The following is a 13,286-nucleotide window of genomic DNA, read 5'->3' on the forward strand; positions in this document are numbered from 1 at the left end:
TATGTCAAAAATTCACGCAGCTATCACTGCAGTAAATGGTTACGTTCCTGACTATATCCTGACCAACAAAGAGTTGGAAACCATGGTGGAAACCAATGATGAATGGATTGTTACCCGTACTGGTATTTCAGAAAGAAGAATCCTGAAAGATCCCACAAAGGCAACTTCCGACTTGGCGGTTCCCGCAGTTAAGGGCCTCTTGGAAAAAAGAGGAATTGCTGCCGAGGAAATCGACCTGATTATTTTCTGTACCAGTACCCCTGACATGCTGTTCCCTGCGACTGCAAATATCCTTGCCGACAAAGTCGGTGCGATCAATGCTTGGGGATTTGACCTTCAGGCTGCATGTTCTGGATTTTTATTCGGATTGACAACAGGTACTCAATTTATTGAGTCCGGAAAACATAAGAAAGTTTTGGTAGTGGGCGGCGACAAGATGTCGTCCGTTGTAAACTACAAAGACCGCAACACCTGTATCCTCTTTGGGGATGGTTGTGGTGCCGTGCTTTTGGAACCAAACGACGAAGGCAACGGTGTGATTGATTCTTTATTGAAAACAGATGGTTCTGGTGGTCAATACCTGAACATTAAAGGCGGTGGTTCTTTACATCCGGCATCCCACGAAACGGTGGACGCTGGGTTGCACTATGCCTACCAAGAAGGGCGTACCGTATTTAAGTTCGCCGTAACCAATATGGCCGATGTTGCTGCCGAAGTGATGGAGCGCAACAACCTGACCTCCGAATCGGTGGATTGGTTGGTACCACACCAAGCCAACAAGCGCATCATCGATGCAACTGCTGAACGCGCAGGATTGCCTGAGGAAAAAGTAATGGTGAACATTCAGAAGTATGGAAATACCACGAGTGCCACGATTCCACTGTGTCTGTGGGAATGGGAAGACAAGCTGAAAAAAGGCGATAACTTGATATTAGCGGCTTTTGGTGGCGGTTTTACCTGGGGTTCTATTTATTTAAAATGGGCCTACTAATCCACAGGATTTTATTACCTTTATAGCTAACATTTTTTTAAAATATTAAACAAACCTACTAGCATATGAGTATGGATATTAAACAGATTCAAGATCTGATCAAATTCGTTTCTAAATCAGGCGTGAATGAAGTATCAATCGAGGAGAAAGATTTCAAGATTACGATAAAGACAAACCAAGAGCCTACTTATGTTACGGCTACGGTTCCAGCTCCACAGGTTGTTCAAGCGGCTGCACCTCAAGCTGCGGCGCCAGCAGCACCAGCAGCGGCAAGTCCAGCTCCAGCAGCACCTGCTGCCGATGACAGCTCAAAATATATCACGATCAAATCTCCGATTATCGGTACATTCTACCGTTCTCCAGGTCCAGATAAACCATCATTCGTTAACGTAGGTGATGAAATCACTTCCGGAAAGGTTATTTGTATTGTGGAAGCCATGAAATTATTCAACGAAATCGAAGCGGAAGTATCCGGTAAGATCGTGAAGATTCTTGTGGAAGACTCCCAGCCTGTAGAATACGACCAACCTTTATTCTTGGTTGACCCTAGCTAATCCCGGACTGTAGTCCCGATTATTTAGTGCCCAACGATAAAGTGTTACATCATACAGAATTATGTTCAAAAAAATATTAATTGCAAATAGAGGTGAGATCGCACTTCGCATCATCCGTACCTGTAAGGAAATGGGGATTCAGAGTGTGGCCGTATATTCTACGGCAGACCGCGACAGCTTGCACGTTCGCTTTGCTGATGAAGCGGTTTGTATCGGTCCACCTGCGAGTAAGGATTCTTATTTAAATATTCCAAATATCATTGCTGCAGCGGAATTGACCAATGCAGACGCTATTCACCCAGGTTACGGTTTCCTATCCGAGAATGCTAAATTCTCGGCAATCTGTGCGGAATACGGCATCAAATTTATCGGTGCTACCGCTGATCAGATTGAAAAGATGGGCGATAAAGCATCGGCCAAAGAAACCATGAAGAGAGCCGGCGTGCCTACGATCCCTGGATCGGATGGTTTGGTTCCTGATGTAAAAACAGGTATCAAGTTGGCACAGGAAATCGGATACCCTGTTATCTTGAAAGCTACTGCCGGTGGTGGTGGTCGTGGTATGCGAATCGTTTGGAAAGATGAAGAGTTCGAACCAGCTTGGGATTCAGCACGTCAGGAAGCAGGTGCTGCCTTCGGAAACGATGGTATCTACCTGGAGAAATTCGTGGAAGACCCGAGACACATCGAAATACAAGTTATTGGTGACCAATATGGCACCGTATGTCACCTTTCGGAGCGTGACTGTTCCATCCAACGTAGACACCAAAAATTAGTGGAAGAAGCGCCATCGCCATTCATCACGCCAGAATTGCGTGCGAAAATGGGTGAAGCGGCAATCCTTGGTGCGCAAGCGGTGAAATATGAAGGTGCTGGAACGATTGAGTTCCTAGTGGATAAACACCGCAACTTCTATTTTATGGAAATGAACACCCGTATCCAGGTGGAGCATCCCGTAACGGAAGAAGTGATCAACTTCGATTTGATCAAAGAACAGATCAAGGTTGCTGCAGGCATTCCTATTTCGGGAAAAAGCTACGAACCGACGATGCATGCGATCGAATGTCGTATCAATGCGGAAGATCCGTTCAACAACTTCCGTCCATCGCCAGGTAAAATCACCAATTTCCACTCACCGGGTGGTCACGGTGTTCGCGTAGATACACACGTATATTCCGGATACAGCATTCCGCCAAATTACGATTCCATGATTGCGAAATTGATCACTGTGGCGCAGACACGTGAAGAAGCAATCAATACGATGGAACGCGCACTGAGCGAATTCGTGATCGAAGGCGTAAAAACAACGATCCCATTGCACTTACGTTTGATGCGTGACCCGAACTTCAGAGCGGGGAACTTCACAACGAAATTCATGGAAACTTTCGACCTTACGGAGTATCCAGATGAGGAAGTTGTATAAAATTTACTTTACATAAACAAAACATGCCATTCTTCTGCCGAAGAATGGTATTTTTGTTTTCTTACGATTATCATACGCGCATAGAAATACATGTCCAAGAATATTAAACTTATTGAGGCTATCAAGAACAAGGGCAAGAACATTGAGGCAGAAATGTCCTTCTTTGATCACCTGGAGGTCTTGCGGTGGCACATCATCCGTTCTGTAATCGCCGTAACAGTTTTCGCGATCCTATCCTTTACCTTTTACGATTTCGTCTTCAATCAGATCATCATGGGTCCGAAGAACCTTGATTTCTGGACATACCGTATGATGTGTAAAGTAGGTGCGGCGTTGAACCTGGAGGGTTTCTGTGTGGAGAAGATTCCATTCAACATCATCAATACCGAGCTTGCCGGGCAGTTCATGTTACAGATCAACTCCTGTTTGCTGATGGCCGTAGCCCTAGGATTCCCATACCTTCTCTTTGAGGTGTGGCTATTCATTAAGCCGGCATTGACCGAGATCGAGCGGAAGTCAGCCCGTGGATTTGTTCTCTACGCTACACTCCTATTCATTGTAGGTGCGTTATTTGGGTATTACATCGTGGTTCCGTTATCGGTGAACTTCCTTGCGAACGTTTCGTTAAGTGAAGAAATCACCAACCAGATCACCATCGACTCCTACCTATCCACCATCGCTACATTGACATTGGGTTGTGGTATTATCTTCCTGTTACCGATATTGATCTTTATCCTATCGAAGATCGGCATCATGACACCGGAATTCATGCGCGCCAGTCGCCGCTACGCTGTTATCATTATTTTGGTCATCGCAGCGATCATCACACCAACCGCAGATGTTATTACGTTATTAACGGTGAGTGCACCGATGTTCATTCTCTATGAATTGAGTATCATGGTTTCCGCGAATGTGAAACGCGCCAAGGAGTTAGCAGAAAAAGAATTTTACAATACAAAATAGCATATCATGTCTAAAAAAGTTGCAATCGGCAGTGATCACGCCGGATTTGAGTATAAAACAGCTCTAGTCGAGCTATTGAATGAACTGGGTTATACCGTTCAGGACTTTGGACCTGCTACTGCAGATTCCGTAGATTATCCAGATTACGCGCATCCTGTTGCATCGAGCGTGGAAAACAAGGAAAACGAATTGGGCATCCTGATCTGTGGAAGTGCCAACGGTGTGGCCATTACGGCCAATAAGCACCAAGGTATCCGTGCGGCCATCTGCTGGTTGGAGGAAATCTCCGCACTGGCACGCCAGCACAACGACGCCAACATCGTTTGTATCCCGGCCCGCTTTATTGACCTGGAATTGGCTAAACGCATCGTGAAAACCTTCCTGACAACGGATTTCGAAGGTGGACGCCATGCCAATCGCGTAAACAAAATCAGCTGTGCATAACCAATTACATCAAGCATGAAAAAATATCTAATTCTTTCTTTTTTAGTCCCTACGCTTTTCAGCTGCTCCGTAGCTCAGCAAGCTTCTCAAAAGAAGTATGCTGACCTATTGACCGAGTCTTCAGCGAAAGCGCATTTGACAACCCTTGCTTCCAAGGAATTTGCCGGTCGGGGAACCGGACAGGAAGGTGGCAAGAAAACAGTGGAATACATCGCAAAAGTATTCAAGGACCTGGGGTTAAAGCCAGCAGTGAATGGCTCATATTATCAGCCTGTGGCGTTGGAAAAACAATCCTATGTCGTGGATAACTTTTCGATCAACAATACCCCATATACCAACGGAAAGGATTTCTTCGTGCAAGGCAACAACAATAGTCAGGCCTTCAAAGCATCGGAAATTGTTGTGGTTGGATACGGAATCCAATCGGAAAAATACAATGATCTTGCTGGTCAGGACATCGCAGGTAAGGTTGTTTTATTCTTGAACGAAGGCGACCCGAAAGACAAATCTGGCAACTCATTGGTGACAGGTACATCTACCCAATCTGATTGGTCAACCAGTCGATTCAAAAAAGCACAGGAACTTACGAAATTGAATCCTGCGATGATCATCGCCGTAAGCCCTCAGAATACGGAAATGATCAAACGCTTTGGCTCTCGTTTAACTGGTGGCCGTTTCACACTTCGTTCTGAAGGAACAGCAGCGAACCAACCAACCATGGGCATTCCTGTTGCGAACATCACCGAAGAAATTGCCAGCCAGATCCTAAGTGCAAATAAAACCTCATTAGGGCAAGTCAGAGAACAGATCTCCACCACCGGAAAGCCACATACGTTTACCGTAAAAGCGAACGTAGATGCTACGATGGGCGTGAAGAAAGAAGAATTCAACGATCCAAATGTACTGGGTGTTATCGAAGGTACGGATCTGAAAAACGAGGTGGTTATTATCTCAGGTCACTACGACCACGATGGTGTGCTTCCTGATGGAACTTTCTTCCCAGGTGCGGATGACAATGGATCGGGAACAGTGGGCGTAATGGAATTGGCTAAAGCATTTGCAGCAGCTAAGAACGACGGCAAGGGACCACGTAGAACAATTCTTTTCATGGCTTTCGCAGCGGAGGAAAAAGGATTGCTAGGATCAAACTTCTATTCCCAGAATCCAATTTTCCCATTGGCCAACACCGTAACTTGTTTAAATATGGACATGATCGGTCGTATCGATGACAAACACTTAGAAGGTAACCACAATTATATCCACGCCATCGGTTCGGATATGTTGAGCTCGGAATTGAAACAGATCAACGAGAAAGCCAACAAGGATTACACCCAAATGGAATTGGATTACATGTACGACGATCCGAAGGATCCAATGCGCATCTATTACCGTTCTGATCAGTACAACTTGGCTAAGCATGGTATCCCGGTAATTTTCTACTTCTCCGGTCTTCACCCTGATTACCATACACCAAACGATACAGTGGATAAAATTGATTTTCCAATGATGGTAAAACGTGAGAAATTGGTTTTCCATACCGCTTGGGATATCGCAAACCGTGATAAAAAATTAGTGGTCGATAAACCGCTTCCTACAACGGAATAAGCATTTACCACAACACATATGAAAAGGTCGTTCAGCAGAACGGCCTTTTTTTGTATCTGAAACCTTTTCAGTCATGCTCATGACGAATGAAAAAAAATTAAAATTTCTCTTGACAATTAAAAACTGTAGCGTATATTTGAAGTGTACTACCATATTAATACACTTAAACACTTAGATTATGTTACGCATTCAATCGCTATCATATTCCTACCGGTCCAACCGTAATATCCTCTGGAATATTACCACGGCATTGCAACCGGGAAATATCTATGGTCTTCTCGGACTCAACGGAGAAGGCAAGACCACGCTGTTAAAGAATATCGTAGGAATGTTGATTCCTAAGGATGGAGAAATCACGCTGAATGGAATGAAAAGCTCGGAACGAACTGCTGCATACCTGAACGATGTGTACTTTCTTCCCGATCACAGCCAACTTCCCGACTTGCGGATTGCGGAATTCGGCAGGCTTTACGGTGCTTTCTACAGCCGTTTTGATCAAGAACAATATGAACAATGTATCCGTGAATTCAGTATTCCAACAGATCATCGGTTGAAATCACTATCCTTGGGACAACACCGGAAGGTACACTTGGCCTTCGCCTTGGCCTGCAACACATCCATCCTATTGATGGATGAGCCGACAAATGGCTTGGATATACCCTCCAAGGCTATCTTTCGAAAACTGTTGACTCGATTCTTCAGCGAAGAAAAAGCCTTCGTGATTGCTACGCATCAGATCCGCGATGTCGATGCCCTGCTTGATCACTTATTGATCATGAAAAGTGGAAGCCTTGTTCTGGATGAGAGCATTTACAACCTATCCAAGACCTACCGTATCAGTCATGCTGCCTCCGATGCACCGCAAGCAATCTACGAACAGGAAGAGCTTTCCGGAGCCTATTACCTCGTACCCAATGAAACGAATGAGGAATCCAAGATGAATATTGAATTTATCTTCAACGCGTTTACGAGCAACACCAAAGTGAAAGAACTATGAAAACGACACTACAGTACCTAAGAACCTTGTATAAAGGGCAGCAATTTTTCCTTTATGCCGTCCCATTACTCTGTCTGATAGTCTGGCTTGCAGGCGTATTCTTTTTGAGTATGGGCATGTTGGATGTTATCACGAACTATAAAAGCTATAAAGCGGCTGTTGGCGAGAGCAACCTACTCCTTGCATTGGACGGGCAACAGTTTTTTGAATGGAGTAACCCCATTATCCTGATTTTACCCTTTATCCACCTGACATTCATCGCTACAAACTTTTACAAAAGCTATGACTTTACCTTGCCCATTAGCGCAGGGCAACGACTTACAGCGTTTGTTATCGTTGCGCTGGTCGTATTTCTGTACAATTATGCGATCGTGTTGCTACTTAATTACGGTGTGGAATTTTTCTTTCGGTACAATTTCCTGGAAGCAATGAAACAAGCTTATGTGGAAAACGGTCTCTTATATGAACCCATCAGCAAAAATAGTATCTTTTTCAATGGGTCACAGACACTGAAGATGTTCAGATTGATCATAGGATTTGCGATCATGCTGCCCTTTTATTTTTACGGCATCCTGCTGTTCAAAAAGAAAAGCTTGATCAAGTCCGTAGGGATATTAATCCTACTTTTTATGATTGGAAGTTATATCAGTAATTATTTCTGGAATGGCAATCATTACATGATCACTAACTCGAACTTCTACTTCGTCAGCAACTACCTGGTTTACCTAATCGCTATGTTGATCGCCTTTGTTGGGTTCTATTATTATTTAAAAGAAAAGGAGGTTTAGGTGCATTTTCAATCCGATAAGCCCATATATCTGCAGATTATCGACCTGGTGATGGAAAAGATCCTCACGGAAGAATGGGCCGTTGGGGAGAAGATCCCCTCGGTACGTGATTTGGCATCCGGCATTGAGGTCAATCCCAATACGGTCATGCGATCGTACGATAAGCTGCAGCAGGATGGTATTATCTTCAACAAAAGAGGGTTGGGATTCTTTGTCTCCGAGGAGGCCAAAACCCTGATCCTGCACGAAAAGAGAACGGCATTTCTCGAGGTTGAAGCGCCGAAGTTCTTCCAGAATGCCAAGTTATTGAACATCAGTATTGATGAATTAGTAGAACGATATAAGTCTAATGAATTATGAAAAAGTCAATGTTATTGCTCCTGATTGCGACTGCCACCATTTGGTTATTGTCTTTGGTCATTAAACCGCTGCGTGGCCATGTCTATGTAAAGGACAATGTTTCCTATACACCAAAGGATGGTCTGTCCAAGGCCATTGCTTCATTGAATAAATATGGAGATGCCAAACCCTATCACCTGGAAAAAATCCAACATGTACGCATCGTCGGTGGCCAAGGGAACACCATGGTCTCATTCAATCAGGGAGATTCTGCAACCCTGCGATTGAGTAATAATAAAGGAAATATCTCCTTCTCTCCTACGATTGAAAAGGACACCCTAATCCTTGCTATAACAGAAGATGAATTCCATCAGGTTGAAATCAGCTTGGGAGATTTGGGGTTGCAATCCATTACACTCGATGGTGTTACCGGGACATGCTATCTTCCGCAACAATTGGTTAACAATGCTTGGGTCGGCGTGCTCAACATCACCAATGCGTCCAATGTCACCCTTTGGAAACCCTCTCGAGCCGAGACAACATTTTATCCAACCTTGAATCTGGAAATTAAGGGTAAATCCTTATTGGAAGCAGAGCAGATTAGGATCCAGAACCTGAACGTCAAGATGAACAATGGCATGTTTAAATTTGAACCCAAGAACGCATGTGATACCCTAAGGGCGGACCTACAGGGATTAAGCAACATCAAAGTTGGAAACTACCCTACTCAAAGTGGTGTCAAGGTACTGGAACTGACCGGCAACCTGGACTATTATAACAGCAAACGCCCAAAATAACAGGTTATGCTAACAAAATTTATCCTCAAGTTCATGGTCTGGTTCTGCGCCTTCCTTTGGTCAACGATGATCCCACAATTGGCTATACTTTTTCCATCGGAGAAAACAGCGGACGGTCCAAAAACTGACGATTCCCAAAAACAAGAACATTCCAGAGCCTACCCGCAAGAAACTCAGGAAGATACACCCTGTTAAACCGCAAAAGCGCAGTATATACATACCGCGCTTTTGTGATTTTTGAAGAAACGTCACATTCCTTCCTATTAACTTTCAATCAATCTTCCTATTCAGGGCTATCTGCCGTGGACTCTCGCGCCAATGTCACTTCATCTGGAGCGTCAGCCAAGTACTTGTCCAAATTGAACAAGGATTCATCAGAAGCACGATCGCCTCCGGCAATTTTTAGCTTGTCAATTAAATCAAGGGCTAGTTTCTCTTCTTCGATCTGTTCTTTCACGAACCATTGTGCAAAGTTCCAGGTTGCCCAGTCCTTTTCTTCCATGGATTGATTTACTAACCCATAAATAGCGTTGGTATTATCAATCTCATGTTTCAGGACCAGATCAAAGCAATCGGTCATGCTTTTCGGAGCAACTTTTGGTGCTTCGACAGCTTCCACCTTTGGTGTACCGCCGCGTTCCAAAATATACATCATGATCTTAATCATATGGTTGCGCTCTTCCTGTGCATGACGGAACAGAAAGTTGGAAACGCCGCCATAACCCTTCGTATCTGCCCAGATCCCTAATGCTAAATAGATCTGTGAAGCTTGATTTTCCTTTGTCATCTGTTTGATCAACGATGTTTCCATCGCTTTCGAAAGTCTGTTGGTATCCATAATAATCTCTTTTTTATATACAACAGTTGGCATCACACTTTGTTTCGGAAATCACCTTTACATTGTAAACTTTACCTCGTACATTTGATTATAACTATTGCTAAACAATTCCCAAACGTACTTGTTCTTTTTTTAAATCAATATATATGGCGTTTTTAGATTACTATAAAGTGCTAGGATTAGATAAATCCGCGAGTCAGGATGATATTAAGAAGGCCTATCGGAAATTGGCCAGAAAATTCCATCCGGACATGAATCCCAACGATGAGGATGCAAAGAAGAAATTTCAGGAGATCAACGAGGCCAATGAGGTGCTGACCGATCCGGAGAAGCGCAAGAAATATGACCAATATGGCGAAAACTGGAAGCACGGTGAAGAATACGAGCGTGCGCAACAACAATACCGTCAGCAAGGTGGATCTGCCGGTGGTCAGAATCCATTTGAAGGCTTTGATTTCAACAATTATAGCGGAAACTACGATACTGGCGAATATTCAGATTTCTTTGAAGACCTCTTCGGTTCGCGGTTCGGCGGTGGCCGGAGCTCCGGAAGACGTGGCAGTTACAGAGGACAGGACTATGAAACCATGTTGGAGATTACACTTCTTCAGGCTTCGGAATCACACAAACAGACCTTTACCGTCAATGGTAAGAATATCCGAATCACCGTTCCTGCCGGCGTAGAGGATGGACAGAAGATCAAGCTGAAAGGCCAAGGTGGCGAAGGGGTTAATGGTGGACCGAAAGGAGACCTATACATTACCTTCAGCATCAAACCTGACCCTCGTTTCAATCGAAAGGGAAATGACCTCTACACCAATATCGATATTGACCTACCAACGGCTTTGCTGGGCGGGGAAACCATCGTCGATACATTGACCGGAAAAATCAATGTTAAGATCAAACCGGAAACGCAGAATGGAGCAAAGATCAGATTGAAAGGAAAGGGATTTCCGGTGTATAAAAAGGATGGTGAATTTGGCGATCTCTATGCAGAGATCCATGTAAAATTACCGACCAACCTATCAGCAGAGCAGAAAGAAATCGTTCAGAAATTAGCAGATTCATTAAAATAAGCTATGGAAAAGACATTATTTAGAGTAATCGACATCTGCCGGACCAATAACATTGAGCAGGCATTCATCCAAGAGCTGCACAGCAACGGATTGATCGAGATAATTGTTCAGGAGGAACAGGAATACCTGGAGGAAGAGCAGGTGCTGCATGTAGAGCGTTATTCCACATGGCATTACGAATTGGAACTGAATGTTCAGGGGATAGAAGTCGTCCACAACCTGATCGAGAAGATTGAAGATTTACAACGGGAGCTACGTTATCTGCGTGCGGATAAAGATATTTAAAATTGCCATAGCGGTCTATTTTTGATATTTTCGCAGCAATTAACTGAAACCACATGGAAAAAATCTATCAAGGGAAAACCAAGGATGTCTACCGTCTTGGTGACCATCAAATCTTATTGCAGTTCAAGGATGACGTTACGGGCGAGAATGGTGTTTTCGACCCGGGCGCAAATACCGTGGGCCTGACCATTGCAGGAGCTGGAAGATCTGGATTGAAAATGACAACCTATTTCTTCGAGGTCCTGAATAGACTAGGGATTCCCACCCATTTTGTCTCTTCGGATATTGACAAGGTGCAAATGATCGTAAAGGAAGCGCAGGTATTGGGAAAGGGACTGGAAGTCATCTGTCGATATCGTGCCGTAGGCAGCTTTCTGCGCAGATATGCCGCCTATTGTGAAGAAGGCCAGCCATTGGATAGTTTTGTCGAAGTAACTATTAAGGATGATGAACGCGGTGATCCTGTTATTTCGGAAGATGCCTTGGCCATGCTTGGCATCCTGACCACCGAAAACTACCAGGTGCTGAAATCCCTGACCCAAAAGATTTGTGGCGTCGTGAAAGACGAGTTGGCAAAGAAAGGATTGGAGTTGTATGACATCAAACTGGAATTCGGATACGATAAGGCAGATAACACCCTTCTATTGATCGATGAAATTTCAGGAGGAAATATGCGGGTGTATAAGGATGGTACGTATATCCCACCCTTGGAACTGGAAAAATTATTCCTTTCCTAAGCGGAAAATAATGAAATGGAATGGGCCTGATCACGTTGATCAAGCCCATTTTGTATTTTCAAGCTAATTGACCCGAAACTTCTCCTGCCCGATCAACAGGTCCTTTTCGGAATAATATTCCAGGATATATTCATTCGGACAGAGCTTCAGGGAAATTGGCCCCCTATCATCCTTCTTCATCAATTTAAAAAAGGAAATTGTTTTATTGGCTCCGTAAACATCATACAGTTTGAGGTAAACGACCTCATGGTTCTTCAGTTTTTCGATATCCGGTTTTAGGATCCAATCCCTGCGGTCGGGTTCTTCACAATCGTAAATCTGCCAACTTGGGTAATAGCGCTCCTTTTCCTTTATTTCCAAGGCATTGATGCCAGCAAGGTAATCGAATTTAGCTAATGGATTACCGGCATTTTCCACTTCCAGCGCATAGTACAGCAAGCTCAGTCCCTCTTTTTTTCCCTTGGGAATATAGACATGTCGGATATCCATCCCCTCGGATATAACTTTCTTCTCATAATAGTTTGCACCTTTATATTCCCGAATGTTATACCCTTTCAGATTCACATTATTCTTCAGGTGCTTCACGGCAACCATATTGTAAAAAGGTGGATATTCCGGTACGACAGAAAAAAGAACTTGATTGGCATTCTTCTTAATACCGACCAATTCCATCATCCGTTCATCAAGGGGATAGTAATTTTCCTTTCTCAACCCTGTTTTCCCGTCCTCTCGCGGTTGGAAGGCACGATAAAGCCAGACATTGACCCCTTCTTTTTCATTGAAGTACTTATCCACCTCACCTGTAAAATATCCTGTCTTGGAGTGGGACAAGGTTCTGCAGGAAAATAAACTTAAAAGACACAGCATGCCCAATAACAGACCGCTAAATTTAATCAGTTTTTGCATTGTATAGATTTATCAGCGGGCGTTGGACAGTGTTGGATTACACCCCTATTTCCGCAATTTCTTTTTTAGTGTTCGTAGGTTTATTGGAAGGCTATATTTTACATTGACCAGTTTCCCGTTTGCAATTCCCGGAATCCACTCAATTTCATTCTGGCTTTCTTCCACAACGCGGATCAGTTCCTCCGCCGTGCCGTATCCTGTATCATCGTTCAGCACTTTAAAGTCCTTTAATTTTCCGGTCTTGGACACCACAAAGGAAATCTTCGTGTTCCCCCAAACTTTGGCCGATAAGGCTTCCTTTGGGAAACGGTAATTTTTCTCGACGTACTCCCGGAAAGCCTCCATCCCACCAACAGGTGCAGCTGGGCGATCAGGTTCCGATTGGGTATACTGCTCATTCGCTTTTCCAACGTTACTTTGGCCAAAGGAAAGGTAACTCAACATACACAGAAACATCGTCAATAGCAAGTGGAAATAATTGGTTTTCATCTTCAGTTTATTTGATTTCGCCAAATATAAAAAATCAATGCATAGGTTCCGTAC

The 13,286-nt window shown here is 43.9% G+C and carries 17 protein-coding genes; 14 read left to right on the forward strand and 3 right to left on the reverse strand.

What is annotated here, in order from left to right; all coding sequences use genetic code 11:
* Position 1 precedes the first annotated feature (1 nt).
* The 11 genes from G6N79_RS00730 to G6N79_RS00780 all read left to right on the forward strand — a co-directional run bounded on the left by G6N79_RS00730 (position 2) and on the right by G6N79_RS00780 (position 9,096).
* Positions 2 to 991 (forward strand): beta-ketoacyl-ACP synthase III, encoded by a 990-nt coding sequence (locus G6N79_RS00730; RefSeq protein ID WP_103904702.1) that lies wholly within the window; start codon positions 2 to 4, stop codon positions 989 to 991.
* Between the two features lie 65 nt (positions 992 to 1,056).
* Positions 1,057 to 1,545, forward strand: a complete 489-nt coding sequence (gene accB / locus G6N79_RS00735) for an acetyl-CoA carboxylase biotin carboxyl carrier protein (protein WP_103904703.1) — start codon at positions 1,057 to 1,059, stop codon at positions 1,543 to 1,545.
* A gap of 61 nt (positions 1,546 to 1,606) precedes the next feature.
* Positions 1,607 to 2,968, forward strand: coding sequence for an acetyl-CoA carboxylase biotin carboxylase subunit (gene accC / locus G6N79_RS00740; protein WP_103904704.1), 1,362 nt, complete (start codon positions 1,607 to 1,609; stop codon positions 2,966 to 2,968).
* A gap of 90 nt (positions 2,969 to 3,058) precedes the next feature.
* A complete protein-coding gene (gene tatC, locus G6N79_RS00745) occupies positions 3,059 to 3,931 on the forward strand; it encodes a twin-arginine translocase subunit TatC (protein WP_103904705.1) in 873 nt (290 codons plus the stop codon).
* 6 nt (positions 3,932 to 3,937) lie between these two features.
* Entirely contained in the window at positions 3,938 to 4,375 is a 438-nt protein-coding gene (gene rpiB / locus G6N79_RS00750; protein WP_103904706.1) for a ribose 5-phosphate isomerase B, read from the forward strand.
* Positions 4,376 to 4,390: 15 nt separating this feature from the next.
* Positions 4,391 to 5,980: a M28 family peptidase gene (locus G6N79_RS00755; RefSeq protein WP_103904707.1), complete on the forward strand. Its 1,590-nt coding sequence runs from the start codon at positions 4,391 to 4,393 to the stop codon at positions 5,978 to 5,980.
* A 178-nt stretch (positions 5,981 to 6,158) separates the two neighbouring features.
* Positions 6,159 to 6,977, forward strand: coding sequence for an ATP-binding cassette domain-containing protein (locus G6N79_RS00760; RefSeq protein ID WP_103904708.1), 819 nt, complete (start codon positions 6,159 to 6,161; stop codon positions 6,975 to 6,977).
* On the forward strand, positions 6,974 to 7,765 hold the full coding sequence (locus G6N79_RS00765) for a hypothetical protein (RefSeq protein WP_103904709.1): 792 nt from the start codon (positions 6,974 to 6,976) through the stop codon (positions 7,763 to 7,765). The genes G6N79_RS00760 and G6N79_RS00765 overlap by 4 nt, the downstream gene beginning before the upstream one ends.
* Positions 7,766 to 8,125, forward strand: a complete 360-nt coding sequence (locus tag G6N79_RS00770) for a GntR family transcriptional regulator (RefSeq protein ID WP_103904710.1) — start codon at positions 7,766 to 7,768, stop codon at positions 8,123 to 8,125.
* Positions 8,122 to 8,901, forward strand: coding sequence for a hypothetical protein (locus tag G6N79_RS00775; protein WP_103904711.1), 780 nt, complete (start codon positions 8,122 to 8,124; stop codon positions 8,899 to 8,901). The genes G6N79_RS00770 and G6N79_RS00775 overlap by 4 nt, the downstream gene beginning before the upstream one ends.
* A 6-nt stretch (positions 8,902 to 8,907) precedes the next feature.
* Complete coding sequence (locus G6N79_RS00780) at positions 8,908 to 9,096, forward strand: hypothetical protein (protein ID WP_103904712.1); 189 nt, start codon at positions 8,908 to 8,910, stop codon at positions 9,094 to 9,096.
* Between the two features lie 88 nt (positions 9,097 to 9,184).
* On the opposite strand, the gene G6N79_RS00785 is transcribed toward G6N79_RS00780, so the two are convergent.
* Complete coding sequence (locus G6N79_RS00785) at positions 9,185 to 9,739, reverse strand: ferritin (protein ID WP_103905058.1); 555 nt, start codon at positions 9,737 to 9,739, stop codon at positions 9,185 to 9,187.
* Positions 9,740 to 9,885: 146 nt separating this feature from the next.
* Here G6N79_RS00785 and G6N79_RS00790 point away from each other — a divergent pair, with 146 nt between their 5' ends.
* The 3 genes from G6N79_RS00790 to G6N79_RS00800 are packed head-to-tail and all read left to right on the forward strand — an operon-like array spanning position 9,886 to position 11,837.
* The gene (locus G6N79_RS00790; protein ID WP_103904713.1) at positions 9,886 to 10,815 is read left to right on the forward strand and encodes a DnaJ C-terminal domain-containing protein; all 930 of its coding nucleotides are present in this window, start codon (positions 9,886 to 9,888) and stop codon (positions 10,813 to 10,815) included.
* 3 nt (positions 10,816 to 10,818) lie between these two features.
* Positions 10,819 to 11,100: a chaperone modulator CbpM gene (locus G6N79_RS00795; RefSeq protein ID WP_103904714.1), complete on the forward strand. Its 282-nt coding sequence runs from the start codon at positions 10,819 to 10,821 to the stop codon at positions 11,098 to 11,100.
* Positions 11,101 to 11,153: 53 nt separating this feature from the next.
* Positions 11,154 to 11,837, forward strand: a complete 684-nt coding sequence (locus G6N79_RS00800; protein ID WP_103904715.1) for a phosphoribosylaminoimidazolesuccinocarboxamide synthase — start codon at positions 11,154 to 11,156, stop codon at positions 11,835 to 11,837.
* A 63-nt stretch (positions 11,838 to 11,900) separates the two neighbouring features.
* Here G6N79_RS00800 and G6N79_RS00805 read toward each other — a convergent pair whose 3' ends face one another.
* Together G6N79_RS00805 and G6N79_RS00810 are read right to left on the reverse strand one after the other, a co-directional pair.
* A complete protein-coding gene (locus G6N79_RS00805) occupies positions 11,901 to 12,743 on the reverse strand; it encodes a hypothetical protein (RefSeq protein ID WP_146060556.1) in 843 nt (280 codons plus the stop codon).
* Positions 12,744 to 12,788: 45 nt separating this feature from the next.
* Positions 12,789 to 13,232, reverse strand: a complete 444-nt coding sequence (locus G6N79_RS00810) for an energy transducer TonB (protein WP_160003588.1) — start codon at positions 13,230 to 13,232, stop codon at positions 12,789 to 12,791.
* Positions 13,233 to 13,286 lie beyond the last annotated feature (54 nt).

The sequence above is a fragment of the Sphingobacterium lactis genome, assembly GCF_011046555.1.
Lineage (GTDB): Bacteria > Bacteroidota > Bacteroidia > Sphingobacteriales > Sphingobacteriaceae > Sphingobacterium > Sphingobacterium lactis.